This window comes from Pseudanabaena sp. BC1403 (assembly GCF_002914585.1).
Classification (GTDB): domain Bacteria; phylum Cyanobacteriota; class Cyanobacteriia; order Pseudanabaenales; family Pseudanabaenaceae; genus Pseudanabaena.
Window position 1 is genome coordinate 1 of the sequence record NZ_PDDM01000003.1, and the last position, 24,248, is coordinate 24,248.

The following is a 24,248-nucleotide window of genomic DNA, read 5'->3' on the forward strand; positions in this document are numbered from 1 at the left end:
CTTTCCCTCCGCTTGTCGTCGCTATTATCTTCTCCCTCTCCCTGATTCCTAATTGTTTTTTTACTTATTTTGAGAGCGGAATGTGGGATAGAAGACTTCTCAACCAAGCTCTAAGGCAACCTTTTTTCTTGGCTTGATAAATCTTTAAACAACTTTTTTTGATTTGAGAGATAATGTAGTAATGCCAAAACACAAAATGGCTACGCCATTTTGTGTTTTTAAAACCCTTACAGGGTTTGACTTTTAATTCGCAGAAGTGTTGTCACACTTTTGTGAATTGGTATAACAACTAAATATTACGTGGAAAGAATTCATGAGAGAGCAAGATTTAGGGCTGGCATGGGGGTCCATAATCCCGACCAAATCAACTTTTTCAGGCAAGGGCAATTCCTCTGTGGTTGCCTCTCTTCGCTAACAGCAAGAGAACTTTCGTCCATATTCTACAAAGCATCAAAATAAATTATAAATTAATATTTACGGACTTTCGTCGTCGTGCTCCAACCCCATAGTCCAAATCTATTAAAACAATCGGTCGCCAGCAATCTGCTGATTATCAAAGCTGACTCCACTGTAAGGGATGTGGTGAAGTTGATGGCTCAAGCGCAAGCGCTTGATGTAATGCAAGCTGAGCAGAGTGGGGGAGAGTTCAAGATCTTCAAAAGTTGCGTATCCTGCGTTTTGGTTGTTGCTGAGTCTCAACTCGTCGGGATCGTGACTCAATCTGACTTGATGCGGTTAATGGTTGAGGACTTAGATATTAATCAAACTCAGGTTGCGGCTGTAATGACTCAACCTGTGCTGTCATTAGCGCTAAAAGATTTTCGGGATGTGGAAACGCCTCTCAATTTACTGCACCAACATCACTTTAGTCATTTACCTCTAATTGACGAGCATAACTATCCAGTCGGATTAATTACCCTGCAATCACTGCTATTGCTAAAAGACAAAGAGCGATCGCATCAGCGAAGTCAACCACATCAAATTGAACATGAATCGTTGTTAACAGCGATCGCCAATCGAATAAATGCATCCCTTGACTTGCAAGTTATTCTTGACACAACAGTTGCCGAAATACGCCAATTCCTGAATACTGACCGCGTTATCGCTTACCGATTTGAGCCAGACTGGAGCGGTATTGTTGTTGCCGAATCGGTTACGCATGGTTGCGACTCTCTACTAGGGAGAGTCCTCACCGATCCACATTTTGGCGAAGCGATGGTGGAACCTTACAAAAATGGACGCATTCAGGTAACAGATAGTATCTATTTGGGTCTAACAGAATGCCATACCAAGTTTTTAGAGAACCTTCAGGTAAAGGCGATCGTTGTCGTACCGATTCTCCAAGAAGGAGAGCTTTGGGGATTATTGGCAGCGCAGGAATGTTGGCGATCGCGGCTTTGGGAGAGATCGTCAGTAACATTACTTCAGCAGTTGGCAACGCACGTTAGCATTGCGCTCCGACAAGCACATACAACGGCACAGATGCGGCAACTCAATCAGGAACTAGAGAATAAAATACTGGAGAGAACAAAAGCACTAATAACCAGTGAAACCCGTCTAAATCTGATTGTCTCGAATATATCTGATGGCATATTGATCGTCGATCAATATGGAAAAATAGTGTTTGCAAATCCATCAGCAGCAAAAATATTTGATCTGTCAATTGCGGAAATTATTGGTCAGAGCATTGGCATACCTAACTCACTGAATAGACAATTTGAAATCAATCACCTCAAGAAAGATGGCAAAATAGGAGCAAGCGTTCTGCAATTTGTACTGATTGAGTGGAATAATTATCCTGCATATTTAATATCACTACATGATATTACGGAACGTCAGGAAGCAGAAGTTAAGCTGAGTGAGAGCAATCAGCAACTGGAGATATCCAATCAAGAACTCGCTCGCGCTACGCGACTTAAAGACGAATTCCTTGCTAATATGAGTCACGAGCTCCGTACTCCTCTCAATGCCATTTTAGGTATGACCGAAGGACTACAGGAGGGAGTTTTTGGTGCAGTAAATGAGAAACAAATCAAAGCGTTACAAACTGTTGAACGCAGTGGTTCGCATCTATTATCGCTAATTAACGATATCCTCGATGTTGCCAAAATTGAATCGGGGCAGATTGAGCTAGACTACACACTCACCGATGTAGCTGCTCTTTGCCAATCTAGTCTTGCCTTTATCAAACAACAATCCGTGAAAAAGCGCATCCAACTGGAGATTAAACTACCGCAACAGCTTTCAGAACTATTAATTGACGAGAGGCGGATCCGTCAAGTATTGATTAATCTACTTAACAATGCGGTTAAATTCACTTTAGAGGAAGGACGTATTACACTAGAAGTCACGCAGCTACCTACCGATATTGATCATCTCGATTTCCCTACGCCACAATTTATCCGCATCGCCGTGATCGATACTGGTATTGGTATTACCCCAGAGAATATCCCCAAGTTATTCCAGCCATTCATCCAAATTGATAGCGCCTTAAATCGACAATATGCTGGGACAGGATTGGGCTTATCACTAGTAAAGCGTATCGTAGAACTCCATGGGGGAAAAGTTTCACTAACGAGTGAGTTGGGAAGTGGCAGTTGTTTTGCGATCGATTTACCATGCACTCCTTTTTCTCCGATTCCTCTCTCACTCCCCGACATCAATATTTCAAGTCTAGAGGCTCTAATTTCTACAACAACTCGCAAAAAATCGCATCTAATTCTATTAGCAGAAGATAATGAAGCTAATATCATGACATTTACTAGCTATCTAGAAGCTAAGGGTTATCAAATGCTCTTGGCAAACGATGGACAACAGGCGATCGCCCTTGCTAAAGCCCAACATCCTGATTTGATATTGATGGATATGCAAATGCCTGTCATGGATGGTTTAGAGGCAATCCAGCAAATCCGCCTCGATCCTAATCTGGTTGATATTCCAATTATTGCGCTGACGGCTTTGGCAATGATAGGCGATCGCGAAAGATTCCTTGAAGTTGGAGCTAGTGATTATTTAGCTAAGCCAGTTAAGCTAAAGTCTTTAGATCAAATGATTCAAATATGGTTGAATAGAGCATCTCCTTGACTGGAGTATAGAAAGCATTATTTTTCTAAATGTCTCCCTCCATTATCCATGATTCTAGATTCTTGGCTAACTGCGAACGATCGGCAGTGTCAGATGTACCGTAGTTTCATGCTGATAGACACTCGTAATCCAAAATTGTCCTCCAGTTAGCTCGGCAATTTTTCGGGAGATGGTTAAGCCAAGACCAGTCCCCTGTTGCTCGTAAGTCTCGCGCTCAAACTGAATAAAGGCATCAATTTTAGCAATTTGCTCTTCGGTCATGCCTCGACCTAAGTCGAGTACGGATAACTTCAGCATATCCCCCTCGATTTGACTGCTAACAGTAATGGATGTCCCAGAAGAGGAGAATTTCAAAGCATTATCGACTAATTCATACAAAAGCGTGGATAGATATTGCTCTGATAGCGCGATCTCGGCATCCTCAAGCGAAAATACTAGGTCGTTACTACGGTTGCTACTCTGAGCCTGCGATCGCAATGTCGTTTCGATGGCGGTACTGGAGAATTTAGTTCGCATTGGTTTAACAGGATGTTGCTTATTTACGAATGCTTCTAACTCAAAATAAACAAGTAATCTCTTTGTTAGCATTTCTATGCGACAGGCAGATTGATCGACTATGTCCAGCATCTCAAGGGCTGGAGCTATCTTCATGTCTTTGAGAAAGTCTTTGATTAACTCGATCGGAGCGATGATGCCATAGAGGGGGGTATTTAATTCGTGGGATAGGTTTGAGGCTAAGTTGCCCCGCAGCGCTCCGAGAGAAATTTTTAAGGTATCGATCGTATTTTCTTGGATCTGCGTTAAGGACTGAATCTTGTCAAACTGCTTTTTGATTCTAAGCATTGACTTAATACGGGCGCGTAACTCCTCAGGATTAACTGGCTTGCTGATGAAGTCATCGGCTCCAGCATCTAAACATTTGGCAAGGTCTGATTTGGAACTTAATGCTGTCACCATCACGATCGGAATTGCTTGCCATTTTGGCATGGCTTTGATTTGCTGACAGACCTCAATGCCGTTGATGCCAGGCATCATGACATCCAGTAAAATTAGATCGGGATTGTAGATATCTAGGGATGAAAGAGCTTGTTGACCGCTGGAAGCATAATGTATCTGATAGTCACAATCGCTTAATTGGGCAGCAATCACTGCAAAATTATTCGGTTCGTCGTCAACGATCAAAATTGAGGGTGCGTTCATATTTTCTATTGAGCTAAATTTATTGAACTAAAATTTGTTGAATTGCATCATTAAGTTGCTGAAACATGATCGGTTTAGTCAGATATTCATTGGCTCCCGCCTCTAAACATCTTTCGCGATCGCCTTCCATCGCCAGAGCTGTTAAGGCAATAATTGGAATTGCCGCAATTTGTGGATCGGTTCGGATCAGGCGAATCGCTGTTAGCCCATCCATTCTTGGCATTTGAATATCCATAATGATCGCATCTGGAGAATGAGCTTTAGCCATTGCCACAGCTTCTTCGCCATTTCTAGCAATGACCACTCGGTAATTGAGTGCTGTCAGATAAGCGGTAAGGGTGGCAATGTTTGCCTCATTATCTTCAGCTAGCAAAATCAGCGGAGCGATCGCTTTGCCAGAATTACCTGCGATCGATCGTCGAGTAGCATCAGTCATGTCGGTCGAGGGAGCGCTAGTCCCAAACATTTCATAGGGTAGGGCAACGGTAAAGCAACTCCCCTTTCCTATTTGACTCTCGGCGATGACTTGCCCCCCATGAAGTTCGACGATCTTTTTAACGAGAGCTAGACCCAAGCCAGTACCTTCGTATTGTCGGTTGAGTGCGCTATCTAACTGCATAAAGGGTTGAAAGAGTCGTTGCAAATCTTCAGGAGCAATACCAATACCTGTATCCGTGACTTGAAATACGATCGCTGGCGAATTCATGGCTCTAATTTGTTGCGGAATCGTCGCCACTCCTTGCCATGTATCTCCACTACCGATAGCAACTAACAGGCTGACTTTCCCACCGCTTGGGGTGAATTTGACGGCATTGTTGAGTAAGTTAATTAAAACCTGTTTGATGCGACGTTCTTCGACATCGATTTTGTTGATATTTTGAGGAATATTGCTATAGATTTCCAATCCCTTCTGAAATGCTTGTTGTTTGATGAAGACTAGGCTGGAATCACAGAGATTTTGGACTGAGGTGGGTTCAGTTTTTAATTCCACAATTCCTGATGAAATTTTTGATAAATCGAGAATATCGTTAATCAGTTCTAGTAGGTGTATGCCGCTTGATTCTACAATGCCGATCGCGTTTAATTGAGATTCAGTCAACGAGCCTAAAAGCTTTTCTTTGAGCGCATTTGACAGTCCTAAAATGGCATTAAGGGGCGTGCGGAGTTCGTGACTCATGTTGGCGAGAAACTCGTCTTTGAGACGGGTGGCACGAACGAGTTCTTTGTTAGTTTGCTCTAAAGCGGTGGTGCGGTTTGCCACACGGTCTTCGAGCTCTTGGTTGATCTGTTTTAGGGCTTGCGTGGCAATTTCCTGCTCGATCGCAATTTTGGCAATATTTGCCGCTAGGGCGATCGCCGCTAACTCTTGCTCTAGGGGAATGTGGATATCCCTGTGATAAATAGCAAAGGTCGCTAAAACAGAACCATTACTGGATATCGCTGGAAATGACCAACAGGATCTCAATTCATGCACCAATGCAAGTGACTTAAAGTTCTGCCAGAGTGGATCGGTGGCAATATCAGAGACAATCACAGGCTCCCGACGAAATGCAGCCGTCCCACAGAAACCAATCCCTTCGCCAATGGCAAGCCCTTCGAGCGCTTGATTGTAGGCATTAGGCAAATTAGGAGCAGCACCATAATGCAGTTTACCTTCGCAACAGAGCATAATCGAACATAGTCCTCCTTCTATCTGTTCTTCGGTTGTTCGCGCGAGTGCGTCGAGAATGACAGGAAGAGGTTCAGCTTTAGCAATTCGCTCTAATATTGAATTTTGCATTACAGTTCGCAGTTCAGACAGCTTGCGATCGTTAATATTTGCGATCGCACCGATTATGCCAATGGTATTACCCATAAGGTCATATAGCCATTGATTACGGTCTTCCATCCAAAGGTAATGACCGTCACGATGCAGCACCCTATATTGAGCAAACAAGGGGGTTTTATCGACTCTAGTCCGTTCTAAAACTTCCTGAAAATGAGATCGATCCTCAGGATGAATTAAATTCATCCACCCATCCAATTGCAGGGGCAGATCTGAATATGCATAGCCGAGGATGAGTTTTGCATTTGCGCCCCATGTAATCAAAGCAGTACTAAAATTATATTCGTATAGAACCTGTCCGATCGCTTGCCCTACTGTCTCATAGCGATTTTGCCATGTTATGGATTCGGTCAACTGCTGCTGGATCAGTACTTTCGCAACTTCTCTTGCCTCTAACTCAGTTTGAAGTTTTTCATAGGCGATCGCTTGTTGAATGACGATCGCAAATTGCACGGAAATATCTTGCAGGAATCGCACATCATCATCTTGCCAATCTCGATAATCGGTGCATTGGTGTCCGATTAAAAGCCCCCATAATCCTCCTGATGCGCGAATGGGAACCACCAAATTTGACTTGACCTGATATTCTTCTAGCAAGCGAATATGACAGTCAGCGTAGCCCGTAGTATAGATGTTTTTGACTGAGATTGGAGTGTCATGGGCATACAGTGTTGAAGTTTGTTCCTGAAAACAAGAATCCTGAATGTGCCTGCCTAAGGACGAAGGCAAATTTCGCTCGACTGATTCGGCAATAATCACGCCGCTCCAATCAGGTTGAAATTGGTATACGATTACGCGATCGCATTGTAAAAAGGCGCGTACCTCGGTAACGCAAATATCTAAAACCTCTTGCAGGTTCATGGAGACGCGAATGCGATCGGCAATTTCAGCGACGAGATGCTCTCTTTCTGCTTTTTTGAGTAAAGACTCCGTTCTTTCTGCGACCTGTCTCTCTAGCTCAACATTGCGATCTTCCAGTAGTTCTAACTTCTCTGCTTCTAATTGCAATACTTTGACTTCTAAAATCTTTGCCAAATTATAGATTTCAGTTGGATTTAGTGCGTTTAGCAAACTGGTCTGGGTAACAATGCCTAATAGTTCGCCAAGTTCCCCTGTTACTACCAAACGCCGAATCAATCGCTGCTCCATGATCTGATGCACAGTCCAGAGCGTATCCTCTTTTGTAACCGCAAAAATTGGCGCGCTCATCACTGAACTCGCTTGGTAGTTAGCAAGATTTAAACCTAGCGCCTGAAACTGGACGATATCTCTCTCGGTGACGATGCCTACTGGTCTCCTTAGAGATGTTTCATCAGCGATCGACTCTACGATAATGACGGAACTAACATTTTGGGTTGCCATTAGTTGGGCGACGGCTAACATCGAGCGATCGCTCGCAGCACAAACTACATCGCCAGTCATTACCTCCGATACTAGCCGCAGTCGCATGAGATCGATGGGACGCGAAACTTGCCTTAAGCTTTCGTGAGTAACCATACCCACTAGGCAGTCTTGCTCATCGAGAATTGGCAAATGCCGAATGCGGAACTGTTGGATGAGGTTGACTGCTAAAAACAAATCTGTGAGGGCAGACTCATGCAGAGTCACCAAAGGTTGCGCCATCACCTCACTCACCAACAGGCAATCGAGATTTTGCGTCTGAGCGCTCAGACGTACTACGTCTCGCTCGGTCATGATGCCAATGACTTTTCGATCTTCGACCACAAATACACAGCTCGATCTCGACTCTTGCAGAAATTCTTGCTGGTGAATATCGCTATTACTGTCAGCATCACATTGCGATCGCCCACTACTCATTAATGCGATCGCCTCCATGACTGTCGCAGCGCGATCGACGACCAAAAGATCTCGAATAATTGCTGACTTCAGTGCAGAAAGTTTGATAATGTCTGAGTTCAAAATACTTCCCTATCGATATTTATACTATTGCACAGCACACGACCAACAACAATGCGCCAAAATCTAGATACATTCCTAAGCGGATGATGGGGATTCGTTAGTGTTTTTACCAGCCGCAGGCGCAGATGAATATCTATAGCAAGGGAATTACCCCACCCTAACCCTCCCCTTGCAAAGGGGAGGGAACAAGATTTCTGGTCTTCCCCCTTTGCAAGGGGGGAATTAAAGGGGGTAAGTCCGACTTGATATATACACGGTAGCCCTTTGCAAGGGGGAGTTAGAGGGGGTAAAGAAACTTCTCAAGCACGCTCTTAATTTAAGAAGTGGTATAACATGAGTTAAATAAATTGTTCAAACCTCTTACTATCTATTTCTGTGAGCCAACAGATCGAAGAACTACTGAACAAAGCTCCCTGTGGCTTTCTTTCGTTTACCGACGATGGCTTGATTGTGCTCGCAAATTTTACGCTATCGCAACTATTAGGATATGAAGCTGACAGCCTTTTGGGAAAGAAGTTTGAAACAATCTTACCGATCGCTAGTCGTATTTTCTATCAGACACATTTCTTTCCAATTTTAAAACTCCATAACAAGGCTGAAGAGATCTACTTCTCATTGAGAGCAAAAGATGGTAATGATATCCCGATGCTGATCAATGCATCTCGGCGCAGTCAGGGAGAAGATTTTGTCAATGATTGTATTTTTATTCCCATTCGCCAACGTATTCAGTACGAAGATGAAATCCTGAAAGCGAAGAAAGTAGCTGAGGCGGCTACCATAGCCCAAAAGCAGGCAGAAATTGCGTTGCGATCACAATACGATCGCGCAATATTAGTGGGAGAAATTACTCAACGGATTCGACAATCCCTTGATTTGGCGAAAATCTTTGAAATTGCTACATTGGAGATTCGTAAATCTATTCATGTTGAGCGCGTTTGCATCTATAAATTTACGCCCGACTCTGATTTTAATGATGGCGAATTTGTTTCTGAATCAATCGCTGAAAATATCGACTCAATTCTTAATATTAAAATTGGCGATCACATTTTTGCTGAACAATATGCCGAGTTGTATTTGCGTGGACGCATTCAAATAGTTGATGATATTAGTCTTGCAGATCTAACGGAATGTCATAAAGAATTTTTGCAGCAATTTCAGATTCAAGCTAATTTAGTTGTACCTTTGCTTGAAGGAGAAGATTTTTTGTGGGGATTGCTATGCATTCATCAATGTTCTGCACCGAGACAATGGCAAGAGCTAGAGATTGAGTTTATACAGCAAATTGCTAATCAACTTGCGATCGCTATCCAGCAAGCTAATTTAGTGGAACAGTTGCAGTCTGAGCTAGCAGAACGACAGCGAGCCGAAGACAGACTGATCGAGGCTAATGCCCAGCTCTCGATGTCTAATCTCGAACTACGAAAAACCAGTACTCAACTAGAAGCATCTAACCATGAACTAGAATCTTTTTCCTATTCTATTTCCCATGACTTACGTGCACCATTACGGGCGATCAATGGGTTCAGTCAAATCTTGCTCGAAGACTATGGCGATCGCTTCGATGATGATTGCAAAGATTACTTTCATCGTATCCAGCGTAACGTCGATCGCATGGGAACACTGATCGAAGACTTATTGTTGCTATCGCGGCTATCTAGATCGGAAATGCGCTATGACAAGGTCAATCTTAGCGAACTAGTCCAAGAGATTTCTGGCGACATCCAAGCTTTGCAGCCAGAGAGAATAGTGGAGCTGATCGTTGTGCCAGATGTCATGGTCTACGCCGATCGCAACCTCATGCGCGTAGTCTTAGAGAATCTTTTGCAGAATGCTTGGAAATTTACTAGTCGTCATCCTACGGCTCAGATTAGCTTTGGTATTACCCAAAATCCAGATCAAACGCTAGCACAAACGACTTATTTTATGCATGATGACGGTGCAGGGTTTAATATGGAGCAAAGCTCTAAACTCTTTGGAGTATTTCAACGATTACATAGCACCAGTGAATTCTCTGGCACTGGAATTGGCTTGGCAACAGTCCAGAGAATAATTCACCGTCATGGAGGCAAAATTTGGGCAGATGCAGTGATCGAACAGGGAGCTACTTTTTACTTCACCTTACCCAATCCACCTTGAAAGCCCAAAATTAGTTTCAGTAAGGTTTTGGGGTTTTCATTTTGCCTACAGCAAAATGAAAACCGATACAAAAAGAGATCTACCGTTCGTTTCGGAAAGTAATTTCTATTCATACTACGCCGCAAACCTTTATGTCTAAACCCACAACGACACTCACTCAAATCGAACTAAAATCGGCAATCGTGCGTAACCCTTTGGTGGTTACAGCCGAAACTACTGTGATGGAAGCGATCGCGAAAATGAGCGAGATGCGAAATATCTGTGCTGCTGATCACATCAGCGACTACGCAGATAACGTTCATCAAGAGGCTCGCTCAAGTTGTGTGTTGGTTATGGAAGGTGAAAAAGTTATCGGTATTATGACCGAACGCGATGTAGTGCGTCTCAGCGCCCAACAGCGATCGCTTAATACAGTTACCGTGCAAGATGTAATGGCATCACCTGTGCTCACGTTACAAGAAGCTAACTTTACCGATCTATTCTCGGCAGTGAATATGCTTCAGCATCTGCGCATTCGCCATATGCCTGTTTTAGATCGAGACGCTCGACTGTTGGGCATGATCACCCACGAGAGCTTGCGACAACTAGCGCGACCTATCGATTTATTGCGTTTGCGTTTGGTGTCTGAGGTGATGATGGCAAATGTAGTCTGTGCCGAGCCATCGACATCGATGCTAGCGATCGCCCAAAGTATGGCAGAGCGACGAGTTGGCTCAGTCTTGATTGTGGAAGCCCAAATCGATCCAGAGGGAAACCCCTTGCAAATTCCCTTAGGCATCACCACCGAACGCGATATTGTCCAGTTTCAATCTCTAGGTCTGCAATTAGAGCGTGTGGAAGTGCAGATGGTGATGAGTGCTCCTGTGTTTGCGGTACGCCCTAACGACACCTTGATGTTGGTGCAGCAGATCATGGAGCAGCGATCAATCCGTCGCTTGGTCGTGACTGGCGATCATGGTGAACTGTTAGGTGTTGTGACTCAGACCAGTCTATTAAATGCACTCAATCCATTAGAGCTATATACTCTGTCCAGAATTTTGGAGCAAAAGGTTTCGCAGTTAGAGGCAGAGAAACTAAAACTGCTAGAAAATTACAATGCTGAACTAGAGCATCAAGTAGAGCAACGCACGGCGGACCTCCATACTAAGTTCGAGCGGGAGCAGTTGATCGCCAAGATTTCAACAGATATTGCAGCTTTATTTAGTTTGCCAGAAATCCTCAATGCCGCTGTACGAGAACTGAGATCGTTCCTTAGTTGCGATCGCATGTTAATTTGGCAGTTTCAACCCGATTGGAAAGGGGAGGTCGTCTCCGAGTCGGTGGGTGCTGGTTGGCGGGCATCATTGCCTGATACGATCGAAGATTTTTGTTTTCTCGGGGATATTGCTCAGAGGTATCAAGAAGGTCGAACGATCGCGATCACCAATATCCATCAGGTCAATTATCCCAACTGTTATGTTGAGATGCTAGAGGGATATCAGGTTAAGTCCAATCTTGTCGTTCCAATTCATGTCTCAGGAAAATTATGGGGATTGTTGATTGCACATCAGTGTGACGATTATCGAGTATGGAAGGATGATGATTTAATCTTGTTAAATGAGTTGGCAGTACAGATTGCGATCGCAATCCAGCAAGCTGCCGCCTATGAGCAAGCCCAAATCGAACAAGCAGAGCGGCAACGCACTGAATCTGCTCTCAGGGAGAGCGAACAAAGATTTCGCGCCATTTTTGACAACATGTTCCAATTTATTGGTCTATTGTCACCCGAAGGGATTTTGCTGGAGTCCAATCAAGCCTCGCTAACGGCGGCTGGGATAGAGCTTGAAGATGTCGTGGGGCAACCTTTTTGGGAAACTCATTGGTGGCAAGTTTCACCAGAAACACAACTACAGTTGCAGCAAGCGATCGCCCGTGCTGCCAAGGGTGAATTTGTGCGCTATGAAGTTGATGTCTTAGGAATAAATCAAACGATTATTCCCATTGACTTCTCATTACGCCCCATCTTTAATGATTCTGGACAAATCGTGTTATTAATTCCTGAAGGGAGAGATCTCACGGATGTAAAACGTCGTGAGTTAGAACTTAAGCAGAGCGAGCAAAGATTTACCTCTTTGGCGAGTGCTGCCCCAGTCGGGATTTTTCGGACGGATACTGAAGGTAGATGTCTTTATGTAAATGAGCGTTGGTGTGAGATTGCTGGACTTACACCTGAGCAGGCAGCAGGTTTTGGTTGGGTAAATGGCATTCATCCTAGCGATCGCGAACTAGTCTCGGCAGAATGGAATGCATCTGTGCAAGCTAACCGACCTTTTTATTTAGAATATCGATTTCTAAATGACTTAGAGCAAGTTACTTGGGCACTTGGTCAGTCGGAGGCTGAACGAGATGAGTCGGGCGAAATCATCGGCTATGTTGGGACGATTACGGATATTAGCGATCGCAAACAAGCTGAAGCGTCCTTAGCTAAACTGGCAGCCATTGTCGAATCGTCTGCGGATGGCATCATTAGCAAGAATTTAGATGGCATAATAGTTAGTTGGAACTTAGGGGCAGAAAGACTTTTTGGCTACACTGCCGAGGAAGCCATTGGTCAATCAGTACTTCTATGCATCCCCCAAAACCTCAGGGATGAAGAATCACTCCTGCTAGAGAAGCTTAATTCAGGAGAAATAGTCCAACATTATGATACATTTCGCCAACATAAAGATGGAAGATTGATTGATGTTTCATTAACCATTTCGCCGATTAGAGATGAAACTGGAAAGATCGTTGGCGCATCAAAAATTGCAAGGGATATCAGAGATCGCAAACAAGCCGAGGCTGCCCTACTACAACTCAATCAAGAGCTAGAAGCCAAGGTCGAAGAACGTACCCAAGCACTTTGGCAAGTCAATAGTTTACAAAGAGCTATTCTTGATGGTGCTGATTATGCATTTATTTCCACCGATTTAAATGGGGTAATTCAGACCTTTAACAAAGCTGCGGAAAGAATGTTAGGCTATAGCGCCTCTGAATTAATTGGTCAATTCACACCAGAGATTATCCACGAACCTCAGGAGGTAATTAATCGGGCTGCCATAATCTCTGCGGAACTGGAGCAAAATATTCCCATTGGCTTTGAAGTATTTGCCGCCAAAGCGCGTCTAGGTATTGCTAGTGAAGACGAATGGACTTATATCCGCAAAGATGGTTCTCGATTTCCTGTGTTGCTATCTGCTACCGCTTTAAAGGATATCAATCAGCGAATTATTGGTTTCTTAGGTATCGCCCAAGATATTAGCGATCGCAAACGGGCAGAGCTAGCTATTCAAGAAAGTGAAGCAAGATTTCGCTATTTAGCAGACTATGCACCTGTGTTGATTTGGATGTCAGGTTTAGATAAACTTTGCTTCCACTTCAACAAGACTTGGCTAGACTTTACAGGGCGGATGATGGAACAGGAATCTGGCAATGGCTGGGCTGAAGGGGTTCATCCTGACGATTTTCAAATTTGTCTAGATGTCTATACGACTTCTTTTGATATGCGTCAATCCTTTGAGATGGAATATCGTCTCAGAAGATTTGACGGTGAATATCGATGGATGCTAAATACTGGCAACCCTCGATTTGATGCTGACGGTGAATTTTTAGGCTATATCGGCTCTTGTATTGATATCACCGATCGCAAAGTGATCGAACAGGAGATTTTAGAAAACCAAAGATTTGTTCAAAAGATTGCCGAGGCATCGCCGAACATTCTCTATCTCTATGACCTGCAAGAACATTGCAACGTTTACACCAATCGCGAGATTACTACATCCCTTGGTTATACTCCCGATGAGATACAAGCTATGGGGTCAGAGCTATTTGCGACACTCATGCATCCTGAAGACCTTGCGAAAATACCTGCCTACTATCAACAAATCAGGGCTGCTCAAGGGGAAGAAGTTTTTGAAATTGAATATCGGATGCGTCATGCCAATGGCGAATGGCGATGGCTCTACAGTCGCGACACAGTATTTAGTCGAGACGATCGCGGACAGGTAAAGTTAACCATTGGGACTGCACAAGACATTAGCGATCGCAAGCAAGCAGAGCAACAACTCAAACAACAACTCACTGCGATCGAAGCCGCCGTGGATGGCATTGCGATCCTCAAAGACAATTGCTATATTTACATAAACTCATCACATGTTAGTTTATTTGGCTATACTCGCCCAGAAGAACTCTTGGGCAAAAACTGGAGAATGCTCTATTCCCCAGAAGAGCTTCAGCGTTTTGAGGACGAAGTGTTTCCAGTCTTAGGAGCTAATAGACATTGGGAAGGTGAAGCGATCGCTATCCGTAAAGATAGAACTACATTTATGGAGGGGTTATCGCTCACCTTGACAGAAGATGGCTTGCTGATTTGTGTCTGTCGTGATGTTTCCGCCCGTAAACAACAAGAAGAAGAACTACAAAACCTCTCGACTCGCCTCACCCTAGCAGTAAAGTCAGCAGCGATCGGTATTTGGGACTGGGATATCACTCAAAATATCCTCACTTGGGATGACCGCATGTATGCGATATATGGCATTAAATCCAATCAGTTCACGAGCATTTATGAAGCTTGGTCAAACAGCTTACATCCAGATGATCGTAACGTGACTGAATTGGCAATTCAACAAGCACTAACAGGTGAAAAAGACTACGATCCTGAATTTCGGGTAGTGCACCCCGACGGAACAATTCGCTTTATCCAAGGCTATGCAATAGTACAGCGCAACGCACAGGGTGAAGCACAGCGTATGGTTGGGGTTAACATCGACATTACCGATCGCAAACAGGCAGAATCTCAAATCTTGCAAACCACTGCTCAGTTGCAATCCTCCAACCAAGAGTTAGAAGCCTTTGCTTATTCTGTTTCCCATGATCTCCGCTCTCCTCTTAGGGCGATCGATGGCTATAGTAATGCATTAATGGAGGATTATAATGATAAATTAGACGATGAAGGTCGTGATTACTTTGATCGCATCCGCCGCAATATTAAGCGGATGGGAATGCTGATTGATGACCTATTGCGGCTCTCCCGCGTTTCGCGATCGGAAATGCAGTATAGCTTTGTTAACCTAAGTGCATTGGTTGAAGAACAAGTAAATGAATTACAAGTATTAGAGCCTGAACGAGAAGTAGAAGTAGTCATCACTCCAAACATATTCGTACCAGCCGATCTCACCTTAATGCGAATGGTGATCAGTAACTTAGTCCAAAATGCTTGGAAATTTACCAGCCATCATGCGACATCGCGCATTGAATTTGGCATAATGCAGCAGGAGGATCAGTTAATCTATTTTATTCGTGATGATGGCGCAGGATTTGATATGGCATTTGCTAAAATGCTCTTCGGAGTCTTCCAACGTCTACATAACACCAATGAATTTGCAGGCACTGGCATTGGTCTGGCAAGCGTGCAGAGAGCAATCCATCGACATGGGGGAAAAGTCTGGGCTGAGGGATTTGTCGAAAAAGGTGCGACAATCTATTTTACAGTACCCAATACGTCGCCTAGAATTGGAGATTAAATCATGGCATCGCAACAGACTATTTTATTAGTTGAAGATAATCCTGATGACGAACGGCTGGCCGTCAGGGCATTGCGTCGAGCCAATATCTCTGCTGAAATCCTCATCGCCCGTAATGGAGAAGAAGCCCTAGCCACAGTCTTTAATGCAAATCCCCTTCCTATCGTTATGATTCTAGACTTAAAATTACCAAAAATTGACGGTCTAGATGTTTTAAGAGCTATCCGCGCTAATGAAAGAACGCGCCTGTTACCAGTGGTGATACTCACTTCATCAAGTGAACAACGGGATATTATAGAAAGTTATCAATTAGGTGCAAATAGCTATGTTCGGAAACCAATTGAATTTACTCAATTTACTGAAGCTGTAGGTCAATTGGCAACTTACTGGGCAGGAATTAATGAACCAATCACTCTACTCTAGAGATGTAACCCATGTCTGATGTTCTAAATATTTTAATAGTTGAGGATATTGAGAATGATGCGCTTCTAGTCGTTCGAGAGTTGCAGCGAGGAGATTTTATCGTTGAATGGGAGCGCGTGCAGGCCTCTGAAGCAATTCATAATGCCCTGTCTAACCGAGCTTGGGATGTGATCATTGCAAATTATGATCTACCTGAAATTACAGCACCTGAGGTATTGGATCTCCTCCAGAAAAGCCATCTCGATCTACCCTTTATCATCATTTTAGGAAAAATCAATGAATCTGTAGCAATTGATCTCATGAGGCAAGGGGCAGATGACTACCTGCAAAAAGATCACTTAAACAAACTAACAGAGGCGGTAAGACGAGGCATAAAGGATATCAAGAGCCGTAAAGAACGTCAACAACAAACTCTAGAATTAGCTCGTACTAAGGAAAGATTGCAACTGGCGATCGCAGGTTCTGGTATTGGCTTATGGGATTGGGCGATTCAGACTGGATCTGTGACATTTAATGATCGTTGGGCGGAGATTATTGGTTATAGCATTGAGGAGCTAGAGCCTCTGAGCATTGAAACATGGCAGCAAAATACGTATCCTGATGATCTACAGAAGGCTACCTTAGCTTTAGAACAACATTTCCGCAAAGAAACTGAGACTTACGAGTGTGAACTCAGGATGCGCCACAAAATAGGCGGATGGGTGTGGGTTTTGGCGAGTGGTAAGGTAGTGGAATGGGATACTGATGGTAATCCCCTGCGGATGATAGGGACGCATCTCGATATTAGCGGACGTAAACAGTCGGTCGAGATGTTGCAAAATCTTAATGAAACCTTAGGAAAAAAGGTGCAAGCGCGGACTGCTGATTTGCAAAGAAGTGAGAGCCGCTTGCGTGAAGCTCAGCAAATCGCCCACCTCGGTAGTTGGGAGTTAGATGTTCAGACCAGAGAAAATTCTTGGTCAATAGAAGTTTTTAGGGTTTTTAAGCTCGATCCTAATTTCCCAGAGCCAAACTATGAAGAGTTGCTGGCATATTTCCCAATCGATGATCGCAAGCGATTTCTCCAACTTATCGATAGAGCAATTCAGTTTGGGGAAACCTTTGAAACAGATTTACAGATTCTTCGCGCTGATGGTTCATCTGGTTATATATTTCTAAAAGCCGAAGCTGTCAGGAATGCAGAAGATGTGGTGGCGAGACTGTTTGGGATTGTGATGGATATAAGCGATCGCAAGCAAGCTGAAATACAGTTACAACAAAAAATAAAGCAGCAAATCCTGATGGCGGAAATCACCCAAAAGATAAGGCGATCGTTAGATTTGCAAACTATTTTTGATACGGCAGTGCAGGAAATGCAAAATTTTCTTAATACCGATCGCATCGGGATCTTTAAGTTCTATCCCGAATCTAATTTTGATGATGGCGAAATTGTTGCCGAAGCTCTTGTTGAAGGCTTCGTATCAGCGTTGGCTGTCAGGGTTCATGACCATACCTTTGGCGAAAACTATGCAGCTCTCTATGCTAAGGGAAGAGCCTATATCGTCGATGATATCTATAAAAATGGTTCACAAGTCTGTCACGTTGATATCTTGGCTAAGTTTCAGGTGAAAGCAAATATCGTGATGCCATTACTTTGCGGTAAGGAGTTGTGGGGCTTGTTATGCATCCATCAATGCGCGTCAACTCGCCATTGGTTACAGCATGAGATTAACTTTTGCTATCAGATATCCGATCAGTTAGCGATCGCAATTTATCAGTCGAGTCTATTAGAACAATCTCAACTGGAGCTTGCAGAAAAGAAACAAGCAGAAATACTGCTAATGGAGAGCTACAAACAACTCGCCCACACAAATGAAGAACTCATCCGTGCAACAAGGCTCAAGGATGAGTTTCTTGCTAACATGAGCCATGAGCTGCGCACACCGCTCAATGCTATTTTGGGAATGACTGAAGCGATGCAAGATCGTATTTTAGGTACAATCAGCGATCGCCAAATCAAGGCATTACTGACGATCGAGCGTAGTGGTAATCACCTCTTATCATTGATCAATGACATTTTAGATGTTGCAAAAATCGAATCAGGAAAAATCACCCTAGATTTAACGGCTACATCCATTCAAATGTTATGCCAATCAAGCTTGGTATTCATTAGACAGCAAGCATTCCAAAAATCTATTCAATTAATAGAGAAAATTCCAAATGATTTACCAGATCTAATGATTGATGAGCGGCGCATCCGTCAAGTGCTGATCAACCTGCTAAATAATGCTGTCAAATTTACGCCTGAAGGTGGGAGCATCACTCTAGAAATATCACGACTGACTCCTGAACAAATGCCCACAAAAGCCACGAGTTCTACAATGTCTTATTTGCGAGCTGCTGTAATTGATAATGGCATTGGCATTTCAGCAGAGAATATCTCGAAGCTATTTCAACCCTTTATCCAAATTGATAGTTCTCTAAATCGTAAATATGAAGGAACAGGATTGGGACTAGCGCTAGTGAAACGAATTGTGGAACTACATGGAGGGCAAGTGCGACTAACCAGCGAAAAAGGTGTTGGTAGCTGCTTTATGTTTGATTTGCCCTACAATGAAATTATCTCATCTTCTCAAAATCTTCCTCTTGAGCCAGATCTTAATACAGAAGATACTCCTGAGAAGAGTGAACCAAATCCAACATGGTCACCATTAATCTTGATCGCAGAAGACAACGAAGCTAATATCATTACTTTTTCTAGTTATCTAGAGGCTAAGGGTTATCGACATCAGGTGGCAAGGGATGGACAGGAGGCGATCGCTCTTGCCAAAATCCATCAACCTGATTTGATTTTGATGGATATCCAGATGCCATGTATCGATGGACTAGAGGCAACCCAACAAATTCGTCGTGATCCTAATTTGGTTAATATTCCGATTATTGCTCTGACCGCTTTAGCGATGATAGGCGATCGCGAAAAGTGCTTAGAAGCTGGAGCTAATGACTATCTGGCTAAGCCTATAAAACTGAAAGCTTTAGATCAAATGATTCAAACTCACTTAAGTCGTAGCCACTTGCGTTAGGACAAAATCAAAGCCCAAGAAGATAATGGCGGCGCGAAGCGCCGCCATTATCTTCTTGGGCTTCAACTAAGAAACCATTTAAGAATTACTTTCTGCGGTCAAAAACTCTAAGAGATCCCCCTCAATCCCCCTTTTTAAGGGGGAAGAATTAAATTCTCCCCCTTAAAAAGGGGGGCTGGGGGGATCTAGTGAATTCTTAAATGGCTTTCTAATTGGCTTTATATAGCTGTCGTTTCGTGAAAATACGTGTAATCTAGATATCGATGTCCATCATTTCCCATGTGAATCACATCAACAAAACGGCGATCGAACTTGAGGTTGCGGGCTGCATAAAAGTGTCGAGCGTGAAGCGTACCTTCAACTGTTTCATCAACACCAGTCAGCGATACAAGGACTTGAGCATGTAATCGTTCCATTGATTCTAAAGTCAAACCATACAAAGGACTACTCTGATCGATAGTATGCATCACTGTCCATGATAGTAAAAAGACAGGAGAATGCTCGCGCACTAATTTTAATTCATGCAATCGCCGCATCATTTGTCCTTCTTCCGTCACTTCATCGATCATTAGATAAACACTCAACTTGGCTTCGAGAATATTATTACGTCGCTCGTTAGCAGCACGAAACATTAGAGTCGGAATACCATTGTAGTTATGAATCGTAGCAACACGACTGAACATCACACGAGAAGAAGATTTGGCAAATCTGGTAAAGGCTATTCCCGTGATCACCGCAAATAACATCAAACTTGCGATCGATTCTAGGGTAACAAGAAGATTGGCATAAAGTGTTTGGGGATTCATTACTCCATAGCCAATGGAAGCAAGGGTCTGCACACTAAAGAAAAAAGCTTCCATAAAGCCTACCTTTGGAATGCCTGCGATCGCATTAGCATCGAGTAAATAGAGAACAGCAAAAACCGCATTGAGGAATATATCAAATCCCACCACGATCCCCACAAATCCAATCCAAGGAATTGTTAATAAGAGATGATAAGGATCGCGAAAATAAGAATGCCAAGAGTTTCCGCCGACAACTTGCAGAACGCCATCACGCTGTTCTAACTTAATTAGAGGACTATGCAGCCTACGTTTGATTCTCATATTAACTTACTGTCAAAGTGACTTTCTTCTCATGTTAATATGATCAGCGCTTTGCATCGTTCATATCAAACCAATTAAACTCAAGATGTCACAAGTCCATACTTACGCTGATCTCATCTCAGGTCGTCTGGTCAGCCGCTATAAAAGGTTCTTTGCCGATATAGAGCTAGAGAATGGCGAAATAATTACTGCTCATTGTGCTAATACTGGCCCAATGACAGGTGTATGCAAAATTGGTAGTCCCGTTTTGATTTCTCATCACTCCAATCCTAAGCGTAAACTTGCCTATAGTTGGGAAGCAATTTATCTAGATGAACAATGGATTGGGATTAATACGAGTCTTCCCAATCGCGTAATCGGACATATGCTCGATCTCCATTTACTTCCAGAACTAGAACCATATACCGATATCAAGGGTGAAGTTGGCTATGGTAACGAAAAGAGTCGTATTGATTTCCTATTGACTGATAGTGCTACTGCTAAAAAAACCTATGTAGAAGTTAAAAATACAACTTGGTGTAAGGGAAACTTAGCTTTATTTCCTGATACGGTGACAACAAGAGGACAAAAACATTTACGAGAGTTGATGTCAGTAATTACAGAAGATACATCTGCTGCTTTAATTTTCTTTATTAATCGTGGTGACTGCGATCGCTTTGCCGCAGGAGCAGAAGCCGATCCCGAATACGCCAAGCTTTTAAAAGAAGCGATCGCTAAAGGAGTGAAAGTATTACCCTGTCGATTTGCGATCGAGCCAACAAAAATTACATACTTAGGCTTAGCAAATTTAGAAATTTAGCCCAAAAGTAGTCATAGACGAAGCTTTGCTCCGCCTATGACTACTCAAAAAAATAGAGGAGACGCTTTGCGTCTCCTCTATTTTTTTGAGTTAAGTAGTTATACATCCGTAAAAGGTTTAACGATTTTCCAGAATGTGTAAGGAACACCAAGACTCAAAACAAAACAAATTGCTAGTTCTGCCATATGTCAAGAGACAAGTTTTGTATAGGTAAGTTTTTAATCGATAGCAGAATCTGCTAGATAGATCCTTGATACTACAGTCTTTTCTCTATTTTGGCTATATCCAGTTGGGTGATATAAATATTTTCGCCAAACTCTCCAACTTGTGATAGTCTGTCTCCCTGACGGGGTTACTCAGAAAACCAAGTAAAAAACTAAGTAAATAAATCGTTTCTCACACAAGGAAGTGATATCAATGAAAAATATAACTAACTTAAATAAAATTTTGATTGGCTTGACTGCATTGGGATGCATGTCAGCGATCGCAGCAGTTCCCTCAGCTCAAGCACAGCCAGCTTATGGCAGCTATGTAGGCGTAGGTGCTAGTTTTGGCTTTACAAGTGGCAATACTGCCGCAGGTGAGAGCTCTCGTACATCTGGTCTAATTGCAGCCCGCTATAAGTTTTTAGAACTCCCTGTTTCGATCAGAACCCAAATTTTGGTTGGTAATAGCACCGCAGTTGTACCAACAGTTTCCTTTGATGTGCCATTAAACTTTGATACCGATGTTTATATTGGTGCTGGTGTAGCGCTTTCTAATACGGTTGATACGACACCTGTAGGCAACAAAAACAGCTTTGTAATTCAACCTGGAATTGATTACACAGTACCTAATAGTAATCTTGTCCTATTTGGCAATGTGATCTTCGCCTTTGATGCCTATCGCAATTCTGGTGGAACATCGGCAACATCTTTACAAACTGGCTTGGGTTTGCGGTTCTAGTAAAGGCAAATTTAATTATGTCTCCAAAAAATAAGCTAAAGGCAGCTCTAAGAGCTGCCTTTAGCTTTAGCAATTTTCATTTTTATAGCTGTAGTCATACCAAAACACAAAGTGGCGCAGCCATTTTGTGTTTTTAAAACCCTTACAGGGTTTGGTTTTTAATTCACAAAAGTGTGACAACACTTCTGTGAATTGGTATTAGGACAAATCAAAACCCAAGAATTGATTGGCGACGCTTCGTGCCGCCAATCAATTCTTGGGTTTTGATTCACAAAAAGGCTACGCCACTTTATGCTTAGGCATAAAATCAGTTTTGATGAAAGTCCGCCAAAGGCGGACTTTCATCAAAACTGATTTTGGATTTTTTAACGCTGTAGGCGATGAAAAATCCAAAATCAGTTTCATAATGATAGTATTCGTAAAACTGCCATAGGTAAGACGATGAGCGCACCAACAGCAACCAAAATCGGACTCAATACGGCTCTGCCAAGCATTCGCCGCATTCATGCCATTATTCGCGACAAAAACGAAGTCCAAGTAAAACTAACCACAGGCGATGAATTGCGCGGCAAGATTATTTGGATTGATGATCAATGTATTTGCATGGATGCATCTGGACATAAAATCGTGATTTGGCAACATGCGATCGCCTTCATCAAAGGCTAACTAACTTTTTAAAATTATTCTCCCTGTCTACGTTTCACGGTGTAGATCCCCCCCAGCCCCCCTTAAAAAGGAGAATAAATAAATAAAAAATTCTTCCCCCTTTTTAAGGGGGATTGAGGGGGATCTCTTAGAGCTTTTGACCGCAGAATGTAATTCCTAAGATCAAAGCACTGTAACTAACCCAATTCTTTGGAGGATATATGGTTGCGACACCGCATTCTATTGTGAAATCTCCACTCGTCATCAAGTGGGAAAAATTGGATTAATCCCGATCAATTACCTCAAGCTGAAATCTAATAAGGGCTGCGCGAAGCGCTGCTCTTATTAACGAGTAAATCATGAAAGTAGAATTTTATTACAGTCAGCGTAAGTATGAATGCATGGTTGTGGTGCTGTCTGATGATCAGGGGGAGAAAAAGGAATTACGCATCCGCAATCACGAAGGTGAAATATTAGCTATACGGCAAGGACAAAAGACTGCTTTGCGCGGTAAAAGTCGGGCTACTTCACAGGAAGTAGATATTTTAAAAAATAATTACTACAACTTAATCAAAGCCGCTGTCAATGCTCTCGATCTAGCAGAAAAGTACAAACTCCTCAAGGATAAAGATGAGGAAATTCGCTTACTTAATGCAGAGATCGCTATTTTCAGGGAAAAGGCTAATCTTTCAGATACAGAAAGAGGAGAGATATTACAACTCAGAGATCAACTCAAAACTTTAGCCGATCAGCAAAACATTGCAACCTTTAATTATGATGAACAAGAGACTAAATCAAAACTAATTAAAAGGCTTGGAGCTAAAGCTTGGGAAAATATTGAAATATCTAGTAAAAATGATTTGTTTAGTGCCTATAAACATAAGTATTTAGTTGAGTCTGACATTTTTACAGAAGATTTTTCAGACTACAAACCCTCCTGTTTATATATTGCCAGCGTTGTTGAAAGAGAAATTGTGCAGTCTTTTTTTAAGAGCTTCTATCACTTTCTTTGCAAACAAAATCCAATGCAAAAAGATTTTGCGATCGCTGGAGTGATTCTCAAAAACAGAGGGAAATATACTATTGGGAGTTTGCCTTATTTGATTGCGAAGGAATGGGATACTTTTAGTGATGAAATTTTAAATAGAGATAGTTTATCTAATATTGATCGTGATCGCCTTTACTATCACAAAGTTAATGATCAGAAAATATCAACCAGAGATCGCCAATTAGTAAACGAATTTTTAGAGCAGTGGGATCATCCAGTTTCTAGTTGGCTCTCAGGCAACCAAAAAGCCGCTAGTAAAATTGACCAAATCGCTAAATTACGCAACTTGACAGCGCATCCTATGCCAATATACAAATGGCAATTTACAGAATTATGGCTTCTAGTTATTGGTGGTAAAACTAAAAGCGGTCGTAACCAGAAGGGATTGCTCAAGGAAATATACGAGAACTCAAATGCAATCCATTGAAAATAACCAATGGTTTTAGAAATAATCCAATTCTTAAGTTAATGCTTATTTTTTAACTACAATTCCTAGTAATCAAAAATAATTAAAC

12 protein-coding genes are annotated in these 24,248 nt (G+C 42.6%); 9 read left to right on the plus strand and 3 right to left on the minus strand.

All coding sequences use genetic code 11. From position 1 onward, the window contains the following. Nucleotides 1-492: 492 nt before the first annotated feature. Nucleotides 493-3,084 (plus strand): ATP-binding protein, encoded by a 2,592-nt coding sequence (locus CQ839_RS03905; protein WP_103666977.1) that lies wholly within the window; start codon nucleotides 493-495, stop codon nucleotides 3,082-3,084. Between the two features lie 66 nt (nucleotides 3,085-3,150). Here the strand turns inward: CQ839_RS03905 and CQ839_RS03910 are convergent, their stop codons facing one another. Beyond that, nucleotides 3,151-4,284: a hybrid sensor histidine kinase/response regulator gene (locus CQ839_RS03910; protein WP_103666978.1), complete on the minus strand. Its 1,134-nt coding sequence runs from the start codon at nucleotides 4,282-4,284 to the stop codon at nucleotides 3,151-3,153. Between the two features lie 19 nt (nucleotides 4,285-4,303). Beyond that, nucleotides 4,304-8,029 (minus strand): GAF domain-containing protein, encoded by a 3,726-nt coding sequence (locus tag CQ839_RS03915; RefSeq protein WP_103666979.1) that lies wholly within the window; start codon nucleotides 8,027-8,029, stop codon nucleotides 4,304-4,306. Nucleotides 8,030-8,404: 375 nt separating this feature from the next. On the opposite strand from CQ839_RS03915, the gene CQ839_RS03920 reads away from it, so the two are divergent. The 4 genes from CQ839_RS03920 (at nucleotide 8,405) to CQ839_RS03935 (ending at nucleotide 19,190) form a co-directional block, all read left to right on the plus strand. Beyond that, complete coding sequence (locus tag CQ839_RS03920) at nucleotides 8,405-10,165, plus strand: GAF domain-containing protein (protein WP_103666980.1); 1,761 nt, start codon at nucleotides 8,405-8,407, stop codon at nucleotides 10,163-10,165. A gap of 131 nt (nucleotides 10,166-10,296) precedes the next feature. Continuing rightward, nucleotides 10,297-15,705 carry a PAS domain S-box protein gene (locus tag CQ839_RS03925; RefSeq protein WP_103666981.1) on the plus strand — a complete coding sequence of 1,803 codons (5,409 nt, stop codon included), beginning with the start codon at nucleotides 10,297-10,299 and terminating at the stop codon, nucleotides 15,703-15,705. A gap of 3 nt (nucleotides 15,706-15,708) precedes the next feature. Continuing rightward, complete coding sequence (locus tag CQ839_RS03930) at nucleotides 15,709-16,128, plus strand: response regulator (protein ID WP_103666982.1); 420 nt, start codon at nucleotides 15,709-15,711, stop codon at nucleotides 16,126-16,128. A gap of 11 nt (nucleotides 16,129-16,139) precedes the next feature. Further along, nucleotides 16,140-19,190, plus strand: a complete 3,051-nt coding sequence (locus CQ839_RS03935) for a response regulator (RefSeq protein ID WP_103666983.1) — start codon at nucleotides 16,140-16,142, stop codon at nucleotides 19,188-19,190. Between the two features lie 218 nt (nucleotides 19,191-19,408). Here the strand turns inward: CQ839_RS03935 and CQ839_RS03940 are convergent, their stop codons facing one another. Beyond that, complete coding sequence (locus tag CQ839_RS03940; protein WP_103666984.1) at nucleotides 19,409-20,296, minus strand: ion channel; 888 nt, start codon at nucleotides 20,294-20,296, stop codon at nucleotides 19,409-19,411. 85 nt (nucleotides 20,297-20,381) lie between these two features. Between CQ839_RS03940 and sfsA the strand changes: the two genes are divergently transcribed. The 4 genes from sfsA to CQ839_RS03960 all read left to right on the plus strand — a co-directional run bounded on the left by sfsA (nucleotide 20,382) and on the right by CQ839_RS03960 (nucleotide 24,160). Then, complete coding sequence (gene sfsA, locus CQ839_RS03945; protein ID WP_103666985.1) at nucleotides 20,382-21,095, plus strand: DNA/RNA nuclease SfsA; 714 nt, start codon at nucleotides 20,382-20,384, stop codon at nucleotides 21,093-21,095. 417 nt (nucleotides 21,096-21,512) lie between these two features. Further along, a complete protein-coding gene (locus CQ839_RS03950; protein ID WP_103666986.1) occupies nucleotides 21,513-22,040 on the plus strand; it encodes a hypothetical protein in 528 nt (175 codons plus the stop codon). A 441-nt stretch (nucleotides 22,041-22,481) separates the two neighbouring features. Then, nucleotides 22,482-22,706 carry an RNA chaperone Hfq gene (locus CQ839_RS03955; RefSeq protein WP_103666987.1) on the plus strand — a complete coding sequence of 75 codons (225 nt, stop codon included), beginning with the start codon at nucleotides 22,482-22,484 and terminating at the stop codon, nucleotides 22,704-22,706. Nucleotides 22,707-23,044: 338 nt separating this feature from the next. After that, complete coding sequence (locus CQ839_RS03960) at nucleotides 23,045-24,160, plus strand: hypothetical protein (RefSeq protein ID WP_146048692.1); 1,116 nt, start codon at nucleotides 23,045-23,047, stop codon at nucleotides 24,158-24,160. Nucleotides 24,161-24,248 lie beyond the last annotated feature (88 nt).